This is a genomic window from Legionella cincinnatiensis (assembly GCF_900452415.1).
GTDB lineage: Bacteria > Pseudomonadota > Gammaproteobacteria > Legionellales > Legionellaceae > Legionella > Legionella cincinnatiensis.
Map to the genome: position 1 here is coordinate 48866 of NZ_UGNX01000001.1, position 20709 is coordinate 69574.

A 20709-nucleotide genomic window follows, 5' to 3' on the forward strand; every position below is an offset into this window, starting at 1 on the left:
TTATATTGAAGTGATAAAGACCGTTGTGGTTAATTTTATTCCATTTCAATTGTACAACTTTCTAAAGGTTCGTGTCGGCCAATTATTCGCTATATTTTGCGGCATGTCGTTGGCAGTTACTAGCAATGAGTTGAATATCAATATTAAATCGAGTTGAAACCTAGCTTTAAACTTAAAATTATTTAAAATAATACTAGGAGAAAAAAATAACAGTGTCCGGAAGCAGGCGGGTCTCCCGTTTTCTTTCGCGCTCCGGTATTAATGTCACTCAGGGCATAAGGAAAGATAATGAGAAGGAAAAATTATAAAGGAAAGCCTATTGGTTTCTGGCTTTCGGGTGTTGCAGGAGTGGTGATAAATAGTCTTGCCCATGCATCAACCCCGCTATGGACATATTCAGCACCCAGCCCTGCCAGCGTGACGGTATCTGATGGAGGAATAGCAACGGTTTCGTATACGGTTACAAATATGTCTCGAAGAGGAAAGTATCTGATATTGAAACCGACTCCAGGGGTCAGTGCTTCAGCCTGTTATTTGGCAGGGATGAGAAGTATCTGTAATTTAACGCTGACAATTAATGGCAGTGCAATTCCTCAGCAAGGGCTCCATGCAGGACCTGTTTTATGCGAGCAGGGTAATCCGAATCAATGTTACCAGCCTGCGTTAGACAAACAATTAAATGTGAACCGCTCTTCAGACGGCCCGGGTCATTTGCTGTTAAGTCAGTACGGTAGGCCAATCAGCGCATTGGCATTACGCCCTGGCGATACCGGAACATTGCTGCTCACAAATACCGGGCAACGCAGTATTTCTTCCTTGAGTATTCAACTTCCTTTTGGATGGAGTGACTACTTCACCAATAATTGCTTAGCGGTATTAGCACCCAGCCAAAACTGCACGATTACTTATACCGTTCCCTCACTCTCGATGACAGGAATTTTAAATCCTTTGACTATTCTGGGGACAGGTGCTGACAACAGCATTACTCTTCCTGTTAGTATCCAGGCGATAGGCAGCGTCAGCTGCTGGGGATATAACGGCTTTGGGCAGCTGGGCAATGGCACCACAAGCAGTAGCAGCATCCCGGTTTCGGTGAATGGTATAGGTAATGCTCTGTCCATCACTGGAGGGTTATTCCACACCTGCGCCCTGCTCAATAGCGGCGCGGTCAGTTGTTGGGGATATAACGGCGTGGGCCAGCTGGGCAATGGCACCCTAACCAATAGCAGCATCCCGGTTTCAGTGAATGGTATAGGTAATGCCCTGGCCATTACCGCAGGAGACTATCACACCTGCGCCCTGCTCAATAGCGGCGCGGTCAGTTGCTGGGGATCTAACGGCGTGGGCCAGCTGGGTAATGGTACCACAACCAGTAGCAGCACCCCTGTTTCGGTGAGTGGGATAAGTAATGCCGTTGCCATTAGCGCAGGGAGCAATTCCACCTGCGCCCTGCTCGATAGTGGCGTGATTAACTGCTGGGGATATAACGGCTTTGGGCAGCTGGGCAATGGCACCACAACCAATAGCAGCATCCCGGTTTCAGTGAATGGTATAAGTAATGCCCTGGCCATTACCGAAGGGGGGAATCATATCTGTGCCCTGCTCAATAGCGGCGCGGTCAGTTGCTGGGGATATAACGTTTCTGGCCAGCTAGGTAATGGCAGCACCACCACCAGCAGCACCCCTGTTTCGGTGAGTGGGATAAGTAATGCCGTTGCCATTAGCGCAGGGAGCAATTCCACCTGTGCCCTGCTCGATAGTGGCGTGATTAACTGCTGGGGATATAACGGCTTTGGGCAGCTGGGCAATGGCACCACAACCAGTAGCAGCATCCCGGTTTCAGTGAATGGTATAAGTAATGCTCTGGCCATTACCGAAGGGGTGAATCATACCTGCGCCCTGCTCAATAGCGGCGCGGTCAACTGCTGGGGGTATAACGTTTCTGGCCAGCTGGGTAATGGCATCAGTGGTGTCGGTGCTTACAGCAGCACCCCTGTACAAACCTGCTCTGAATCAGGATGCCCTAATCCTTTAAACGCTTTAGGGATTTTTAACCATAACCTGGGAAATCAGTCATGTGCTATTATCCCTGTCCCTTAGAACCAGAGGGGTTAGTTTGATTAATGCAAGCAGGCTGGCGGACTTTTCCGCCGAAACCTTTAAGGACAGCATAACCAAGTGACCAATCAAACTATTTTTGAACAGTTCTATGGGCACCGTCAATTTAACTTTTAAAGAAGCAAGAAAGGTACTAATGCAAATATTAAGCACAAAGAATCTCTGAAGCCGCTGTTTGCCAAAATTCTTTTACTTTGAGGAATTGGCTTTGCTGAAGTGGTGCCGCTTTGGTATATGGAGAGCATAAAAAAGTGTGGGGGCAATTAGCTAATATCTTGTAATTACAAGATTTAGATCGAGGATCAAATTAAGCTGGCTGGTTTGTAATGTTGATCGCTATGAAAATTTGCACGTTAAGAATTGTACTTCGAGGATTAGTCCTCTCATATGGAGGCGAATGAGAGTTCCTGGATCATTGGCTGATTTACATTATGTTATTCAAACCATTTATGAATGGGATAACGAACAGCTTCATCAGTTTCACATTTATGGAAGATTATGGTATCAATTACGATGATGGTCTAGGTTATTCAGATAACGCTTATAAGGTGTGCCTTGATGACTTTGTCTTTGATGTAGGTGATAAATTTACTTATGAATACAATTTTTTTGAACATTTAATGCATGATATTCGTGTGGAGAACGTTAAAGCCCATTGAAAACGTTAAAACTATTTCTTGTATCAAAGGATCTGGCATGCCAGGCTTTGATAACCAGGATGAGAACAAATTAATGCTCCGATTGCTCCGATTGCTCCGATTGATTCTTAATGAGAAAAAGCCCTTGTAAGAGCTTGTAGATTTAATTGACCAATTAAATGTCAATAAATTTAACCGCAAACGGCTTTAACCAACAACTGAACGAGATTAAAGAGGACTACCTATAATTAAACTTAAGGATAATCATTAGGTGGGTTTGGTATCGTGAATTTTAAAATTCAATTAGTTGTTGACGATGACCAAGGTCAAATAACGAGCGAGGATATTATTGAATTGGAACGCACTGACCATCATTTTGTTGGATTCTCTCTGATAGAGTCTAAAGCACTTTTAGGCATTACAGAGAAGCATTGTTCTATGCCAAGCATAGAAATTTTTCAAATTCACAACGTTATTGTTTGTGTGCAAAAAAGTGACGAATTAAGGGACATACTACGACTCAGTATAGAACCTTGTTTGGCATTATTGCTATACCCTGCATACGGTTATATCATTGTGGTTGGGATGACACGTCCGCAAAAATATTTAGTCCTTTGGAACTTTTTATCGGAAGATTATGTAGTAACCCATCGGAAACATAGGCTGCCTCTCGCTCAGAGCTACTGATGGACGTTGTATAAAACAGACGATTCAACTCATTAATAAAACTGTAAAGTGAAATGTAATTCACGGTGAGAAATTTCGTATCTTCCTGCAAAGAACCCTCATAAACGCACCGTATTTTCCATTTATCTTTGAACGCCTATTTTCAACACTATTAGTTGTTGATCCGTCCATCAAGTATATAAAGATATAACCCTAAAGGACTTTTTCTTCAGAACCATATATTTGTTCTTTTAAAGATTGCATGTATCCTGCCATAAAAAAGAGTTCTGCAACCAGGCATAAAGGTGCGATTAGTACTTGGCTGAAATTATCCATAAAAGCAGGTTTTTTACCTTCTAAATAATGGCCATACAATTGTAATCCTAACCCTATGATAAAAAAGAGAATAAAAAACCAAACACCAAAAGCTGTTGGCCCGTCTTGGCTAAACCAGTTTGCAATCAATAACAAAATAAGCAGAATTGGTGTCAGTGCTAAAGCCAATTGCCAATTTAAACGAAAATAATAAACTAAGGCACCTATAGTAGCGAGAAAGGCAAGATTTGTCGCAAAAATACCTGGCATAATTATTTTGATAAATCCCAAGAAAATCATTATTGATAAAATAAGAATCGGCACACCTGCCAAATGAGTGTAACGTGTTTTTATATTATGGTGATAAGCGGCATAAAATTGAGCTTGTTCAATAAATGGTTTCATTTTAAGAATAGAACGAGTAATTATACTTAAAACATAGCACATTCTGTTAAAAAAATCAGGAAGATAATTAAAGCTCCGTTTTTGAGAGCAAGAAACTAATTTGATTATTTGTCAAAAGCATATGTTCCCACTAGGTACAGTACATTCCCATTGGTTGATGAGCCAGGAATATAAGCGGCTTTTAGTGAAAGTTTTTTATAAAATATTCCAGCCCAAGGCACTGCCCCCGGAAAAGGAATATTATGGAAGATATCAGGGCGCGCTGTCACTAGGACAGAAAATCCTATGCCAGCTTTAAATTCTTTAGTGATATTTGCTACTTTCAAATATGCATATCCCGCAGTGGGTTCTACATTACGATGAGAGTCTAGGAAGGCAAAGGCATAAAGACCATGCCAGTTTCCTTTTTCATCAAAAAAACCTTTCCCTAGTCCGCCACCCCAGGCGAGCTCATTATATTTTTTTTCTCGTATTCGCTCAGCGGAGTAAGTGAATCTGTTATGCCATGCATAGCCTGAAAAATAAAGATCGGTATGCCCTTCTGTCCATACCTGATGAAGCCGATGACAAAGAGGTCTGAATAAGGGAAGCCAATACTTACATCCTTTTGGTTCCTCAGTGACTAACCCAGTTTCTTTTGACGTTTTGTCATGCGGAGACATTTTGATTGTATTAATAGGTGAGTTCTTGTCTATACTATTAGACGAAGAATTAGAAATTGTTGGCGGGCTACTAAAAGTATTTAAAGAAAATACAATTAAGAGTCCTATAATGAAATTACGTACAGTCAATTGATTCATTCACTTATAACCTAGAGGGGATAATACCAGTTTAAATTTGATCGAATTTACCTCATATTGATTTGCAGAGTTCTTGCTTATTAAGTTTAACTATAAAAAATAAGAGCATACTAACATGGACTTGTTTCGTAAAAAAGAGATTGGTGAATCATTTGAACAGGGATCTTCTCTTGTTAAATGTCTTACTGCATTCGATCTTACCCTTTTAGGTATTGGCGCTATAATTGGTGCTGGGATTTTTGTTTTAACCGGAATAGTTGCCGCAACAGATGCTGGGCCTGCGGTGATCTTTTCATATGTCTTAGCCGGACTGGCATGTATTTTTTCCGCATTGTCCTATGCTGAATTGGCTTCTTCTCTGGGTGGTTGTGGTAGTGCGTATGGATATGCTTACGCAGGTTTTGGAGAGATTGTTGCCTGGATTGTTGGTTGGGACTTATTGTTTGAATATACCATTTCGGTTTCTGCCGTGTCTGTTGGATGGAGTAGTTATGCTAATGATTTCTTTTTAGCTCTAAAAATACACATTCCCGCTGCATTCTTACATGGACCAGAAAACGGAGGTTTTTTCAACCTACTTGCATGTGCCATAATTGTTATCTTGATGTTTTTGTTAACTTGGGGTGTTAAATCCAGTATTCGGGTTAATAACATCATGGTAATTACTAAGCTTTTAGTCATTTTGATTTTTATTGTGATTGCCTTTGGAGAGATTGATCCTTCAAATTGGTCGCCTTTTTTTCCTTATGGTTGGGAAGGAGTTGTGAAGGGTGCATCCCTGATATTTTTTGCTTATATTGGATTTGATGCAGTATCAACTGCAGCCGAAGAGGCAATTAACCCTCAACGTGATTTACCTATTGGAATAATAGGGTCGTTATCTATTTGCACTGTTTTATATATGATTGTTGCAGGTTTGTTGACGGGTATCGCGCATTACAGCACGCTAAATGTTGCATCGCCAATCAGTCATGCTTTATTAGTTTTGGGGTATAAATCTATTGCTAGTCTTATTAGTGTGGGAGCGATAGCCGGTTTAACTACCGTAATGCTGGTTTTGTTTTATGGTTTAACGCGAATTATGTTGGCCATGTCTCGGGATGGATTATTGCCTAAGATTTTCTCTCAAACAAATTCATACACCCATACCCCTATCCGCGTCATTTTATTAAGCGGTATTTTAATGAGTTTATTTGCTGCATTTATTTCGATGCATGATCTCACCGAGTTGGTAAATATAGGTACCTTATTTGCATTTTTTATGGTATGCGCTGGTGTTTTATATTTACATTATAAACGACCGGAACTACATCGACCATTCAAGACACCAGGTATGCCCTATGTGCCTATTTTAGGAATGATGAGTTGTTTTTATCTGATGATAAATTTACCTTTTATTACCTTAATGCGTTTTGTTATTTGGATGACAATTGGTTTGGTGGTTTATTTTTCTTTCGCCTATAAAAACAGTCGATTATCAAAAATTCAAATTAAGAAGTAACTACTAGAGTCTCTCCAAAGAGTCTTAAAAAATTTTCGACATCTCTTCTCTTTGTTTGTCTATAATTTAATCATATGGGTCAATGTCAATTCTTCCCAGTTTGTTATGTTACAAAAGGGTGTAGGCTGTGGAGGCTTCCATGAAAATCAAATTTTCTCCCATGGATCAAGATTTTTTTGGTGAAGATAACAAAGAGCAACGAAAAATTATCGCCGAATTTTTGGAGCAACAACTTGAGGCTAATGTTTTAAATTGGGAAAAAAATAAACAATATCAAACTAAAGAAGGACATATTATTGAGTTTGATCACGAAGTTATAGCAAGAGATAGAAAAGAAGGCAAAGATCCCGGGATACGTTTTGAAGTGGTTAGTGATAAACTGCTTGGTAAAGGAGGGCAAGGTGCTGTTTATGAGGGGATGGGGGTTTTTTCCATAAAAGACAATCATCTCGCCTATAAGCAATATGGCGAAGTATATAATGAACAAGTAAAAGACTTTCGAGTGGTGAAAAAAGGAAGTCATTCCTCATTAGCAATTCCCAGAACAGTCGAAGAAATTGAAGATATTGGTTATAAACCTGCTGTAAAATTCCAACGCTCTTACGCATTAATCATGAAAAAAATTGGTGATCATGACTTATCGATGCTATCACAGAACTTTTGTCGTTATCGCAATGGTGAAAATGCGTATTCTGGACTTAGACTTTCACTCGATTTATCATCAGAAGAAAAATTAAACCTCACCCATTCTCTAATAAAAAATCTGGCGCATCAAATTAATCAAAGAGGAACCGTACATCAGGATATTAAACCGGACAATATCCGTTTTTCTTATTATAATAATCAATTTAAAACCTATTTTATTGATACAGATAATGCCTGTAAAATTGGACAAAAGGTGGGCCTAAATAATCCTTATAGCTCTGGTTTTTCTCCGCCGGAGACACGTGTTCAAGATTATGTGGCTCATCCAGCGCGTGATGTTTATGCGATGGGAGAAGTACTTAAGGAGTTGTGGCAAGATGAGCTCAAAAACTTATCAAATAAAGAGACCCCCGAAGACTTTAAAAAGCTGGAGGACCTCATAAAGAGCATGACAAACAACTCTCCAGATCAAAGACCCACTATTGATGAGGTAGAGAAACGACTGCAACAAATCCAATTCCATGAACCTCATAATGAACAAAAGGAATTGGAAGCTAAATTTTTAAACGCTATTAAACTGAATAATAATTCTCTTGTTATCGAAATGTTGAAAAATAAGCAAATAAATCTTAATACTGTGAACGATTCAAAGGGTAGAAACCCATTATCGCTTGCTCTTGAACGACATAATAGACCGATGATTGAACTCTTTTTAAAAGAAGGTCTAAAACCGGATCGCAGTAATGAATCAGAATATGGGAGTTCTCTTTATGAGCTCCTTTTTGATGCGCAATGTGCTCCTCACGAGAAGCGTTCTATCGAGGACCGTATAGAAATAGCCAAACTCCTCATCAAGAATAATATAATCGATATTTCACCTCCGAATTGGGTTAAAGAATATCCAAATGCGTTTTTTGAGGGATCTGCTAATACTAAAATGTTGCAAGCCTGTCTTAATGATCCAGAGATAAAACCTTTAATCGTTAACAGTAAACCAATGCAAAATCTCTTTATAGCCCAGGAACAATCTGTTCTTAAAAGCATGAAACACTATGCAGATTCTGTAAACAGTGAATTTAAAAAGGAAGGGTTTTTTCAAAGATTCAGCCAAACAGAAAATAAAAAATTCATCCAACAAATCCTTGCTGCATTTTCTAAGTATGATGTTGAAAATGAAACGGATCCTGCCAAAATTCATCAAAAATTCATTGAGTTATGTCAGCTTATTTCAAAGCATCCATCTCATGATGAAGAAGTCGAATGTGCAAAAGAAAACATGTTCTCAAATGATGCACAATTTGTTTTCGAGAATCTTGCTTCTGTACAGTATGAGTTACCTAAACCCAAAGAACAAGAATCACAACAAGTAGCAGATCTTAGCAATATTATACCGCCCTCTGATTTACAATGGTAATAGGCATCAGGGGTTATGCTTTAAGATTTTTGCTCTAAATGGATGGCTTAAATGTTGCTTAATACCAATGCCGCAGCAATGATTGCTGCGGCAGGGATTGTAATGAGCCAAGAAAAGAAAATTCTTCTGATGACGCGCCAATGTGGGCCAGCAAGTCCATTAGTTAATCCGACCCCAGCAATTGCTCCAGTTACAGTATGGGTAGTAGAAACAGGAATACCTGATTGGGTTGCAATAAAAAGAGAAATCGCTGCCCCAGTTTCGGCTGCACAACCCTTTATGGTATCAAGTTTTGTTATTTGAGTTCCCATTGTGTGCACAATACGCCAGCCTCCTGCAAGGGTCCCAAGACTTATTGCCGCTTGACATGAAATGACTACCCAACATGGGACATAAAAAGGTCCTTCGATCCAAGCTGCTGAAAAGAGTAATATAGAGATGATCCCCATAGTCTTTTGGCCATCATTGCTTCCATGGGTTAGGCTAAGTAACGCAGAGGAGCATAATTGGAATCCTTTAAAAAACTTGAAATGAGTTTGTTTTGAGTTTTTCGAAAACTTATAAAAAAAGTAAGTAATAAATAATGCAACAACTAATCCAAGAGCGGGTGAAACAAAAATTCCGCCGATTACTTTGGCAAAACCAGTCATTTTAAGCGATGAAAAACCCCCTTTGGCTATTGCCGCTCCCGCTAATCCACCAATAAGGGCATGCGAAGAACTTGATGGAAGCCCGTAATACCATGTCACAAGATTCCAGAAGATAGCCCCGATTAATGCGGCTAAAATAAAATGCGCATCAACAATGTGAGCATCGATTAAGTCGCTTCCAATAGTTTTTGCCACAGTGAGATTAAAAACTAAAAAAGCAATAAAATTGAAAAATGCAGCCCATATTACAGCTTGCTTGGGGGTTAAAACCTTGGTAGTGACGATCGTAGCTATAGAATTTGCTGCATCATGGAAGCCATTAATAAAATCGAAAGCATAGGCAACCATGATTACAAATAATGTAAATAAAAAGGGTGAGTCCATACCAAAACTATTCCTTAGAATACTATATATAATAACTGCTTTTAGTCATTAATTTAGATACAATATGCATTAAGAGTTTGATAACATAGGGTAATTCTATAGCCCCAGACTCCATAGCAAGGGTTGCGTGCTGTTCTTCATCCTCTTTCATCTTAGTTAACAAGGAATGTGATTTTTTATCCTTTGCTGGTAGTTTTTGTAAATGTCGGAGCAAATGGGCAGAGACTTGTCGCTCCGTCTCCATCACAAACCCTAAGCTAACTCTATCTCCAGCTAACCCAGCAAGAGCTCCTAATATAAAAGAACCACCATACCATAAAGGGTTGAGGAGGCTTGTTTTGGAGCCTAATTCAGTTAATCGTTCTTCACACCAGGCTAAATGATCAATTTCTTCAGCAGCTGCATCACTCATCTGCTTTTTAATATGGGTTAATTGCGCTGTTAAGGCTTGGCCTTGGTAAAGGGCTTGCGCACAAACTTCTCCGGCGTGATTGACTCGCATTAATCCCGAGATATGTTTTTTTTCTTGGGGAGAGAGTGATGCCTCAGGAAGATCTTTGGCGGGTGAATGACGTGTTCCTATGCGCTGAGTGGGAGGAAATAAAGTGCGCAAAGTATTGTCTATTTTGTCTATTAATGCATCTATAGTATTTGTTTTGCGCATAGTGATTTCGTGGCTGCTCTTTTATAATTGAGTAAATTGATTAATCGTTAAGGTTAATCGATTAACTAATTCATTGATTTCATCCTCATTAATAATCAACGGTGGCAATAATCGTACAACAGTATCTGCAGTGATATTAAAGAGTACTCCATTAGCAAGCCCTTGCAGACGCATGTCATTGGCTGGCCTATCTAGTTCAATACCTAGCATATATCCTTTACCACGAATTGCTTTAACATTCGGATGTTCACCAAGATTTTTGATTAATTTTTCCATTAATAGCGCACTGTTTTTTGTGACTTTTTCGCAAATTTTATCCCGTTCAATGACTTCTAATACTGTTAAAGCAGTCGCACACGCTAAAGGATTGCCGCCGAAGGTTGAACCATGGTTTCCAGGTTTAAATAAATCCTTCGCTTTTTTGCTGATGAGACAAGCTCCGATTGGAACGCCATTTCCTAAACCTTTGGCTGTAGTAAGAACATCAGGCTGAATGTCATAATGCATACAGGCAAATAATTTTCCAGTACGACCGTTTCCAGTTTGGATTTCATCTAAAATAAGCATCCAATCATGTTGTTCACAAAGTTTGGCAACCGAACGAAGATAACTTTCCTCTGCTGCATAGATACCACCTTCGCCTTGGATAGGCTCAAGCATCACAGCGACGACATCTTCTCTATTGGCGGCAATAGTATGGATGGCATCCAAGTCATTAAAAGGAGCACGAATAAATCCAGGAACCAAAGGTTCAAATCCTGCTTGTACCTTACGACTCCCTGATGCAGTTAATGTCGCCATAGTACGGCCATGAAAAGCTTTTTCCATCACAATGATTGATGGTGTTTCAATTCCTTTTTTGTGACCAAAAAGGCGAGTTAATTTAATTGCTGCTTCATTCACTTCAGCACCTGAATTGGCGAAAAAAACCTGCTCCATGCCAGTCATGGCTGTCAGTTTTTCCGCGAGTAATTCTTGTTGCTTAATGTGAAAGGTATTCGAGGTGTGAATCAGCTTAGCTGCTTGTTGTTGTATCGTTTTTGTGACATCAGGGTGGGCATGTCCTAGCCCACAAACAGCTATCCCGCTTAAGCCATCAAGATAAGCTTTTCCTTGTTCATCATACAACCAAACTCCTTCTCCATGTGTGAACGTTATTGGCATGGGATTGTAACTTGTGATTAAAGCCATAATGTTTTCCTTTAAAACTTAAGGATTTCCATTTTAAATATTTTTTTCTTATTTTTATGGAAGAGCTAATGATAGCTCACATTATAGCCACAACTTTCTTTCCTGCGCTATATGGGAATAAAAATTCTATAGGTAATTTTTAGCAAGGTTTGTTGCATTTTAGACCTTCCACTGTTGGAAAGGTGACGGTTGAGAAAGTGTCCCCCTCTGTGCAACAGCAGGGGGTCTATTAAAGGTATGCTGTAAGATGAGGTTTCTAGCAAATTTATTGCTTTAGACCTTCCGCTTTTGCGTATAGGCGTCAATTTTTCTTAAGTGGGCGCCATTAGCAATTCTTTTTTATGACCGTGTAAAAAGGATACTACTTCATGTTGTCAGCGACAAAATCCCAGTTCACTAAATTCCAAAATGCCGTCACATAATCGGGTCGAGCATTACGGTAATCAATATAGTAGGCGTGCTCCCATACATCACAAGTCAATAGTGCAGTTAATCCCTCGGTCATTGGGGTGCCTGCATTACTGGTGCTAGTTAGTTTTAACTCCCCAGTATTGTCTTGAACAAGCCATGCCCAACCCGAGCCAAAAGTTGTAATGGCGGTTTGTGTAAATTTTTCTTTAAATGAATCAAAAGAGCCAAAATATTTATTAATGGCTTCAGCAAGTTTTCCTTGGGGTTCGCCACCACCATTTGGGCTTAGGCAATGCCAATAAAAAGTATGATTCCATACTTGTGCTGCATTATTAAATATCCCTCCTTTTGATTTTTTAATAATTTCTTCTAACTTCATGGATTCAAATTCAGTACCTGAAATTAGTTTATTTAAGTTAGTCACGTAGGCTTGATGATGTTTACCATAATGGTATTCGAGAGTTTCACTAGAAATATGTGGTTCTAACGCATTTTTTGCGTAGGGTAATTCAGGCAGTGTAAAGGTCATCCTAATCTCCTAATTTATTATTCTGCGCTAAGTTTAGCAGGTAGATGGTGATATTCAATGAAGATTATCCCTAATTAAGAAAAAAGCTTTTTTAATCGCGTACAAAGATTTACTTTATTGCACTATACTTTGATAATTTATTTTTGGTTGTAGAGAAGAGCAAATCGGGTATTGGTTGGCTTTTGGTCAAAGATCTGTTAAGCTAACGTGCCAAAATATTATTGATATGAGCTTGACAGATTTTCGCAATAATGACTGTCATTAAATTTATTACTTATAAGGTGTGTGAGTGGATACTTTAGAAAAAATTAAAAAGCAAATAACAGAAAACGCTATTTTGCTTTATATGAAAGGTACACCGAAAATACCTCAATGCGGATTTTCTGCACGTGCAGTTCAATGTATCGAGGCGTGTGGTGTTGATTTTGCGTATGTAGATATTCTTGCTAATCCTGATATTCGCCAAACGTTACCTCAGTTCTCTGATTGGCCTACCTTTCCACAGCTTTATATCAAAGGAGAATTGATAGGTGGTTCTGATATTATTGCTGAGTTATTTCAACAAGGTGAATTAGAAACCATGCTGCGTGACGCAATTGCTGCATAATATAGGTTTTATTGACAATTCGTTAGATTGAGCCAAAATAATGTGGCTTAGAGTACCAAAGCATCGTTTATATACAAAGCATGCGAATGTTGGTGCCCCATTTTTGCTAAGATATTAGAATGGTCAACAGGCTCTAAAGAGACATACATAATTATAATTAATGGAGATCATAGAATGAGTGTATTAGTGGGAAGAAAAGCTCCTGATTTTACTGTGGCTGCTGTTTTAGCAAATGGTGAAATCGTGGATAAATTTAATTTACACGAGCATTTGAAAGGTAAATATGGTCTTGTGTTTTTTTATCCTTTGGATTTTACCTTTGTATGTCCTTCTGAGCTGATTGCTTTAGATCATCGCATTGATGAGTTTAAAAGCCGTAATGTCGAGGTGGTTACTGTTTCTATTGATTCACACTTTACGCATAATGCATATAGAAATACTCCAGTGAATAAAGGGGGTATTGGTTCTGTTCGTTATACAATGGCTGCAGACATAACGCATAGTATTTGTCAGTCTTATGGAGTAGAGCATCCTGCTGCAGGCGTTTCTTTCCGTGGAGCATTTATTATTGATACCAATGGTATCGTCCGCTCACAAATTGTCAATGATTTACCCATAGGCCGTAACATCGATGAAATTCTAAGAATCATTGATGCCGTACAGCACTTTGAAGAAAACGGTGAAGTTTGCCCTGCCGGATGGCAAAAAGGAAAAGCAGGCATGACCGCTTCTACAGAGGGTGTTGCTGCATATTTATCAGAGCATTCTGATTCATTATAAAATTTGTAGCCTGAGTTGCATGTTGATTGGCTCAGGCTGTCTATTTTTTTTGTCTTGTCTGCCACAAGTTTGTCATATGGCAAAATAGATCTGCTGTTTTCTCTGCATCATAAATTGCTGAATGAGCTTCTTGGGCATCAAATGGAATACCGGCTGCCTGAGCTGCTTTGGCTAATACGGTTTGTCCGTAAATAAAACCTCCTAAGGTTGCTGTATCAAAGCAAGTAAACGCATGAAATGGGGATTTAACTCCAGTTCTCTTTATGGCCTCCTTTATAAACAGCAAATCAAACCATGCATTGTGACCCACTAAAACAGCGCGTTGGCACTGAAATGTTTTGATTGCGGCAAAAATCGGATGGAATAAATTTTCTAGAGCAGTTTTTTCATCTAATGCAAAGCGTAATGGTTGATAGGGATCAATTTGATTAAACTCAAGTGATTTTGGATCGAGTTCCGAACCAGGAAAAGGCAAAATATGCTCAAAATGGCTCTTTCCTCGATAAAGTTTACCTTGATCATCCATTAGAATTAGTACGATGCACATTTCTAATAATGCATTTTTTTGTGGATCAACGCCAGCAGTTTCAACATCAACAACTACAGGTAAAAAGCCACGAAATCGTTCTTTTATATGCATGCCAAATAAAGGATTATGATTCATGGATACTCCATTGAATCGTTTCTCCAGCTGCTATAGGAACAACTTGATACACGCCTAAAGGTAAATAGTCGGGTACTATTTGCGGTGATTTAACTAATTCAATGTGTTGCTGATTAATAGGTAATTGGTAAAATTCAGCGCCAAAATGACTTAGAAAGTGATTCAATTGGTTTAATTGGTTTAATTCATCAAACACTTGTGCATATAAAGCTAAGGCAAATGGGGCTGAATAAATTCCAGCACATCCGCAGGCATTCTCTTTCGTGTGTACACTGTGAGGTGCGCTATCTGTGCCAGCAAAAAATTTAGGGTTTCCACTACAAGCGGCAAGCTGTAATGCTTTTTGATCCTTTTCATGTTTTAAAATGGGCAAGCAATAATAATGTGGCCTAAGTCCACCTGCAAGTAACTGATTACGATTATATAACAAATGATGTGGGGTAATTGTAGCCGATACCGTTTTTGGCGCTTGCAGCACATATTCTACGGCAGTTTGGGTAGAGATATGTTCAAATACTATTCTCAGTTTAGGAAAATTGCTGACTATAGGTTTTAAATATTCATCTATAAATAAAGATTCTCGCGCAAAGATATCACTATGAGTTACTTCGCCATGAATTTGCAGTACTAAGTTATTGCTTTGTAATACTTCAAAAAGAGGATAAAGTTCAGTAAGTGATTTAGCCCCAGCTTCAGAATTCGTTGTCGCCCCCGCGGGGTAGAGCTTTGCTCCTAAAATATAAGGTATGTGTGCTGCTTTATTTAAATCTTCAGCGCTTACAGAATTGTTCAAATAAAAAGTCATATAAGGCTCAAATGTGTTTCCTTTAGGTAAAGCAGCAAGAATTCGAGTTCTATAGTCATTAATTGAAGACAAAGAGGTAAGTGCTGGTTTAAGATTTGGCATAATTAATGCGCGTGCAAAATGCTCAGCGCTAGCTGTTACAGTATGCTGTAATATTTCATTATCTCTGAGGTGAACATGCCAATCGTCAGGACGGTTAATACGTAACGTTTGTACCATAAAGATCTCGTAATTTTGCAGATAAGTAAGGATAACATGAAACACCATTCAAAATGCAGAATGATAGTATTTATTCCTATTTGTACGGAGGACCAACTAATTCGTCTGCAAAATATTAATTTTTTTCACTTTGAGCAAAAAAAATATTCGATGCTCAAAAAAAGCATATCTACTTGAAAATTATTATTTTTTTTAATAATTTTTCTTGACATATTCCACGTCACTGCTAATACTCAACACTGTTGCATGCATCGACCTGAAGCGACGAAGGCATGCTAATGACAACTCCTAGTAGAGAGTTATCAATGAATATAGAAATACAATAATAATTTATGCGGAGACATAAGCATGTTAAGTTTAAAAAAAACAACTTTGGCAATTTTAGCTTTAGGTAGTAGTGCAGTGTTTGCTGGCACTATGGGACCAGTTTGCACCCCAGGTAACGTGACTGTTCCTTGTCCAAGCACTGGATGGAATGTCGGTGGACAGGCATTGGTTTTACAAACAATGACTGATAATAATGTTTCACTAGGTATAGAAGCGAACCCTGTTATAGGCGGTGGTTCTATTAATACTGATTTAGATGCTCAATGGAACTGGGGTTTTCAAATCGAAGGTTCTTATCACTTCAACACTGGAAATGATATTACTCTAACTTGGTATCACTTAGATACAAGCTGGAATAACAGCACGTTTACTCCAGGTTTCGCACCTGACTTACTAATCGGTTTTGGTCACAAAAACAGATGGGATGCAGTTAACGGTGAATTTGGTCAATTTGTTGACGTCAGCGCTAACAAGAAAATCCGTTTCCATGGTGGTTTCCAATTCGCAAGCATTAAGAGAAGCGTTCATGCATTTGCTGCTGATGTAGATGCTGATCCAGATGATTTCCTTGCTCGTTTCAGTGGAAACACTCAATACAATGGTTTCGGTCCACGTACTGGTATCGACATGAACTATGTATTTGGTAACGGTTTCGGAATTTATGCTAAAGCCGCTGCTGCAGTATTAGTTGGTAGTGCTAAGCATGGTTACAACCTTGATGTCTTTACAAGTGCTGCTGGTGAAGTATTTGACTTAAATATCTCTGGAAGTAGAACAACAGTTGTTCCTGAGTTAGAAGCTAAATTAGGCGCTAGCTATGACTATCCATTGGCACAAGGTGATTTAGTACTGGATGCTGGATACATGTGGTTTGACTACATCCATGCATTAAATACAACTGTATTACAAACTACAGCTACTGATTTTGCTGCTGCAGGCCCTTACTTCGGTCTGAAGTATATAGGAAACATTTAATTCGCTATCATTTTAAGAAATTTAATTAATACTGTTGACTTTATAAAGGTCCGGTAAGATAATTGAGCAAGGTACGCTCTCGGTATAGAGCGAATATGCGTACCGTTGCTAACAATTTAAATTGGTAACGAACGGAAATAATAATAAAAAGTGGAGATAAGCATGTTAAATTTGAAAAAAACAGCGTTAGCTGTTCTTGCTTTAGGTAGCAGTGCAGTATTCGCTGGTACCATGGGACCAGTTTGCACCCCAGGTAACGTGACTGTTCCTTGCCCAAGCAGTGCATGGAATGTCGGTGGACAAGCTTTGGTCTTACAAACAATGACTGACAATAATGTTTCACTGGGTATAGAAGCTAACCCTGTTATAGCTGGCGCTTCTATTAATACTGATTTAGATGCTCAATGGAACTGGGGTTTTCAAATCGAAGGTTCTTATCACTTCAACACCGGAAATGATATTACCCTAACTTGGTATCACTTAGATACAAGCTGGAATAACAGCACATTTACTCCAGATTTCGCACCTGACTTACTAATCGGTTTTGGTCACAAAAACAGATGGGATGCAGTTAACGGTGAATTTGGTCAATTTGTTGACGTCAGCGCTAACAAGAAAATCCGTTTCCATGGTGGTTTCCAATTCGCAAGCATTAAGAGAAGTGTTCATGCGTTTGCTGCTGATGTAGATGCTGATCCAGATGATTTCCTTGCTCGTTTCAGTGGAAACACTCAATTCAACGGTTTCGGTCCACGTACTGGTATCGACATGAACTATGTATTTGGTAACGGTTTCGGAATTTATGCTAAAGCCGCTGCTGCAGTATTAGTTGGTAGTGCTAAGCATGGTTACAACCTTGATGTCTTTACAAGTGCTGCTGGTGAAGTGTTTGACTTAAATATCGCTGGAAGCAGAACAACAGTTGTTCCTGAGTTAGAAGCTAAATTAGGTGCTAGCTATACTTACGCAATGGCACAAGGCGACTTAACTCTAGATGCTGGATACATGTGGTTCGACTACATCCATGCATTAAATACAACTGTATTACAAACTACAGCTACTGACTTTGCTGCTGCAGGTCCTTACTTTGGTCTGAAATATGTTGGAAACGTTTAATTTCTTAATTGATTAAGATTTTGTAAAGCCCGTCTTAAAGATGGGCTTTTTTTTTGATGGAGTATTCATGTTTAAAAAAGTAACTATCGCTGTGTTAGGATTGGCAGCAAATGTAACTATTGCCGGAACTATGGGACCAGCTTGTACCCCCGGTAATGTTACCGTTCCTTGCGAAGCAAAACTTTGGGATTTTAGTGCGCAAGCTCTTTATTTGAGATCAGTTTATGGTAGTGAAAAAGCATTTGAACCAGGTACCTCACCTATAAATAAAGAGGTAAAAAATGAATGGAATTGGGGATACCGCTTAGAAGGCTCTTATCATTTCAATACTGGAAATGATATCACCGTTAATTGGATGCATTTCAGCAGTTCTATAGATCCAACAAATTTTTTTGGAATTCTTACTATCCCTGCAATAGGATTACCACCGCTCCCTACTCCATTTGAATTAACAAGTTTTAATAGAATTGATCAAGTCAACATAGTCATGGGGCAATATACTAATCTGAGTGCTAGAGACAAGATCCGTTTCTATGGAGGCTTACAATATGCCAATATACAATCAACAGCAACGAGCTATTATATAACTCAACAACTTCCGATTCCAATTTTAGCAAGCAATCCTTTGAGTAAATTTAATAATACTGATTATAAAGGATTTGGACCCGCTGTTGGATTGGATTACGCATACTACATCACGGATTCACTAAGCATCACTGCTAATGGTGCGGGATCAATACTTTATGGAACTAATCGTTACCATGCTGGGTTTGTTATGGCACCCTTTGATGCTATTGTTGAACAAGTTTTTTTCCGTAAAAAAGGTATTGTTCCTAGTTTAGAGGCAAAGCTTGGGGTGAATTATGCCCATGCTACTCCTATAGGTGTTGCAAATGTTCAAGTAGGTTATCAAGCAGTTAATTACTTCCATGTACTAGAGGCTCAATCCTTCGCAAATTTAGTAGGTCCTGTTCGCCCAGTAGATTATGGAGTTTTTGGCCCATATTTTGGACTCAAACTCATTGGTGATGCATAACTTATTGGTTCTTTTTTACCCAAAAATGAAAATCAAAATAAAAACCCATCTAGCATGGGTTTTTTTTGATTTATAGTTACAAAAATTATGCAAATTTATAATAAAATGTCTAGTCAGTTTTTATTTGCCAAGATATAATTTCACCCCTCCAGCTGTGGAAGTAAAAATAATAAACAGGAGTACCCCATGAAGTTCAAAATAGTTTTATTGGCTTTGGTCTGTTTATCATCACCCCTCTATGCAGAAAATGATCAACAACTACAACGTCAGATAGCACAGTTACAAAAACAGGCACAACTGCTACAAACTCAATTAGAGGCTTTACAAAAAGAGGTAGTGGCTCATAAAGTGAAGCAAAGTAGTAAAACAGCAAAACCAGTTGCCACAAAAGCTGTGTCAAAGCCTGCTAAAAAGAAAGCTAATGTGCATAATAAGAAAGACGAAATGATCAAATATCATTCATCAAGTATTTCAGTTCATACGCCTGAAGAGCATCCCGAATCTATAGGATTTTATCCCACTGCCTTAGTTGCAGATAATCGAGTAGTGACGTATATTGCTGGAACTCCCGTAGTAGCGTCACCCTACTTAGGAGATCGCCCTGCATTCGATGGTTCGGATTATATCGTTAATATTTCAAGTATTAATCGTGATATTCGTTTAATGCAGCAACGTCGTAGATTATATAAAGCTTATCATACCATAGGTTATCCCATTCCCGAGCGACCCATCATAGCAATTAGTGGTAAAGCAGAACCAGTAGGCATGATGAATAGTGATTATGTCGGCGGGACAAATGTTGATTTGACTTTGGGTTCGAGCGAAGTGGATGTTGCGGCCGCTCTTAACCAAAACGTTGAAGCTTATATTGCAATTGCTTATGATTCAAACCCTCCAGATGTAGGCCCAAGAATTAACAATTCTGCATTTAACCTGAATATGGGTTTTGTTAATATTGGAAACTTAGATAAAACTCCTTTTTATTTTACTGCAGGGCAATTGTATGTGCCTTTTGGACGTTACTCTAGTTCGATGATCAGTGCCCCATTAACGTTAAATCTAGCACGAACTAAAACCAGACCTTTCATCTTAGGTTATAAGTCTCAAGAAGATTCGGGACCATTTGTAGCAACCTATATTTATAGAAGCGATACGACCCTAGGACGGACTGGAGTAGGTGGTGCAAATGCGGGGTATAGTTTTGCATTTGCCGATATTAGGGGAGAAGTAGGAGCAAGTTATATTAGTTCCATAGATGATGCTGCGGGAATGCAAAATACGGCAGCTAACCCTGGCACTTTTGGTGGTTTTGGTTCCTTGCTTAATGGAAACGAAGCAGTGCGGAAAACCCAAGCTGTAGATGTTTATGGAAATATGGGTTATGACCGCTTCAATTTTGCTGCGGAATGGGTTGGTGCAACGCAAGCATTTAGAGCACAGGATTTAAGTTTTAACGGACGTGGTGCAAAACCACAGGCATTGCAAACAGAAATTGATATGACCTTTAGAGCCTTTAACAGACCTTCATCTGTAGGTGTGGGTTATCAATGGACTAAGGATGCATTGGCGCTCAATTTACCTCAACATCGTTTTATTGGTGTATTTAACATTTCAATTTGGAAGGATACTGTAGAAAGTATTGAATACCGACATGAAATAGATTATAGCGCAAATGACTTTGCGAATGGAGCAGCACCTCCAGGTCTTGTAAATGCACCTACATTAGGCACAGGCGGTACCGCAGATACCGTATCTGCACAAATAGGAGTTTACTTCTAGTAAAATAAGCAGCCTGGGTGCGAACAAGTACCCAGGTGCGGCAAATCAAAAGTATTAACGTCCTTAAAAC

General features: G+C 39.0%; 18 protein-coding genes and 1 pseudogene. 11 read left to right on the forward strand and 8 right to left on the reverse strand.

Features of this window, described 5'->3' with window-relative positions:
• Window positions 1-288 precede the first annotated feature (288 nt).
• From DYH34_RS00215 to DYH34_RS00225, 3 genes and pseudogenes are all read left to right on the forward strand, one after another.
• Window positions 289-2100, forward strand: a complete 1812-nt coding sequence (locus DYH34_RS00215; protein WP_058464193.1) for an RCC1 domain-containing protein — start codon at window positions 289-291, stop codon at window positions 2098-2100.
• A gap of 415 nt (window positions 2101-2515) precedes the next feature.
• A pseudogene (locus tag DYH34_RS18250) lies at window positions 2516-2777 on the forward strand (IS1096 element passenger TnpR family protein).
• 264 nt (window positions 2778-3041) lie between these two features.
• Entirely contained in the window at window positions 3042-3443 is a 402-nt protein-coding gene (locus DYH34_RS00225; protein WP_058464191.1) for a hypothetical protein, read from the forward strand.
• A gap of 192 nt (window positions 3444-3635) precedes the next feature.
• Here the strand turns inward: DYH34_RS00225 and DYH34_RS00230 are convergent, their stop codons facing one another.
• Both DYH34_RS00230 and pagP read right to left on the reverse strand, forming a co-directional pair.
• Window positions 3636-4142, reverse strand: a complete 507-nt coding sequence (locus DYH34_RS00230) for an Mpo1 family 2-hydroxy fatty acid dioxygenase (RefSeq protein WP_058464342.1) — start codon at window positions 4140-4142, stop codon at window positions 3636-3638.
• 104 nt (window positions 4143-4246) lie between these two features.
• On the reverse strand, window positions 4247-4942 hold the full coding sequence (pagP, locus tag DYH34_RS00235; protein WP_058464190.1) for a lipid IV(A) palmitoyltransferase PagP: 696 nt from the start codon (window positions 4940-4942) through the stop codon (window positions 4247-4249).
• A 115-nt stretch (window positions 4943-5057) separates the two neighbouring features.
• On the opposite strand from pagP, the gene DYH34_RS00240 reads away from it, so the two are divergent.
• Both DYH34_RS00240 and DYH34_RS18255 read left to right on the forward strand, forming a co-directional pair.
• Entirely contained in the window at window positions 5058-6443 is a 1386-nt protein-coding gene (locus DYH34_RS00240) for an amino acid permease (protein ID WP_058464189.1), read from the forward strand.
• A gap of 139 nt (window positions 6444-6582) precedes the next feature.
• Window positions 6583-8502 (forward strand): protein kinase family protein, encoded by a 1920-nt coding sequence (locus DYH34_RS18255; RefSeq protein ID WP_238589449.1) that lies wholly within the window; start codon window positions 6583-6585, stop codon window positions 8500-8502.
• A gap of 47 nt (window positions 8503-8549) precedes the next feature.
• On the opposite strand, the gene DYH34_RS00255 is transcribed toward DYH34_RS18255, so the two are convergent.
• The 4 genes from DYH34_RS00255 to sodB form a co-directional block, all read right to left on the reverse strand.
• Complete coding sequence (locus DYH34_RS00255; protein WP_058464187.1) at window positions 8550-9536, reverse strand: inorganic phosphate transporter; 987 nt, start codon at window positions 9534-9536, stop codon at window positions 8550-8552.
• A gap of 22 nt (window positions 9537-9558) precedes the next feature.
• The gene (gene coq7, locus DYH34_RS00260) at window positions 9559-10200 is read right to left on the reverse strand and encodes a 2-polyprenyl-3-methyl-6-methoxy-1,4-benzoquinone monooxygenase (RefSeq protein ID WP_058464186.1); all 642 of its coding nucleotides are present in this window, start codon (window positions 10198-10200) and stop codon (window positions 9559-9561) included.
• Between the two features lie 21 nt (window positions 10201-10221).
• Window positions 10222-11391 carry an aspartate aminotransferase family protein gene (locus tag DYH34_RS00265; RefSeq protein WP_058464185.1) on the reverse strand — a complete coding sequence of 390 codons (1170 nt, stop codon included), beginning with the start codon at window positions 11389-11391 and terminating at the stop codon, window positions 10222-10224.
• A 361-nt stretch (window positions 11392-11752) separates the two neighbouring features.
• The gene (gene sodB / locus DYH34_RS00270) at window positions 11753-12331 is read right to left on the reverse strand and encodes a superoxide dismutase [Fe] (protein WP_058464184.1); all 579 of its coding nucleotides are present in this window, start codon (window positions 12329-12331) and stop codon (window positions 11753-11755) included.
• Between the two features lie 289 nt (window positions 12332-12620).
• Here sodB and grxD point away from each other — a divergent pair, with 289 nt between their 5' ends.
• Together grxD and DYH34_RS00280 are read left to right on the forward strand one after the other, a co-directional pair.
• Complete coding sequence (gene grxD / locus DYH34_RS00275; protein ID WP_058464183.1) at window positions 12621-12938, forward strand: Grx4 family monothiol glutaredoxin; 318 nt, start codon at window positions 12621-12623, stop codon at window positions 12936-12938.
• A 174-nt stretch (window positions 12939-13112) separates the two neighbouring features.
• A complete protein-coding gene (locus tag DYH34_RS00280; RefSeq protein WP_058464182.1) occupies window positions 13113-13718 on the forward strand; it encodes a peroxiredoxin in 606 nt (201 codons plus the stop codon).
• 40 nt (window positions 13719-13758) lie between these two features.
• On the opposite strand, the gene rnt is transcribed toward DYH34_RS00280, so the two are convergent.
• Window positions 13759-14382 (reverse strand): ribonuclease T, encoded by a 624-nt coding sequence (gene rnt / locus DYH34_RS00285; protein WP_058464181.1) that lies wholly within the window; start codon window positions 14380-14382, stop codon window positions 13759-13761.
• Entirely contained in the window at window positions 14372-15406 is a 1035-nt protein-coding gene (pyrC, locus tag DYH34_RS00290) for a dihydroorotase (protein WP_058464341.1), read from the reverse strand. Before pyrC ends, rnt begins: the two co-directional genes overlap by 11 nt.
• Before the next feature lie 348 nt (window positions 15407-15754).
• On the opposite strand from pyrC, the gene DYH34_RS00295 reads away from it, so the two are divergent.
• From DYH34_RS00295 to DYH34_RS00310, 4 genes are all read left to right on the forward strand, one after another.
• Window positions 15755-16708 carry an Lpg1974 family pore-forming outer membrane protein gene (locus tag DYH34_RS00295; RefSeq protein WP_115342533.1) on the forward strand — a complete coding sequence of 318 codons (954 nt, stop codon included), beginning with the start codon at window positions 15755-15757 and terminating at the stop codon, window positions 16706-16708.
• 162 nt (window positions 16709-16870) lie between these two features.
• Window positions 16871-17824: an Lpg1974 family pore-forming outer membrane protein gene (locus DYH34_RS00300; RefSeq protein ID WP_115342534.1), complete on the forward strand. Its 954-nt coding sequence runs from the start codon at window positions 16871-16873 to the stop codon at window positions 17822-17824.
• Window positions 17825-17891: 67 nt separating this feature from the next.
• The gene (locus DYH34_RS00305; protein ID WP_058464180.1) at window positions 17892-18860 is read left to right on the forward strand and encodes an Lpg1974 family pore-forming outer membrane protein; all 969 of its coding nucleotides are present in this window, start codon (window positions 17892-17894) and stop codon (window positions 18858-18860) included.
• A gap of 186 nt (window positions 18861-19046) precedes the next feature.
• Window positions 19047-20639: an LbtU family siderophore porin gene (locus DYH34_RS00310; RefSeq protein ID WP_058464179.1), complete on the forward strand. Its 1593-nt coding sequence runs from the start codon at window positions 19047-19049 to the stop codon at window positions 20637-20639.
• Window positions 20640-20709: the final 70 nt, after the last annotated feature.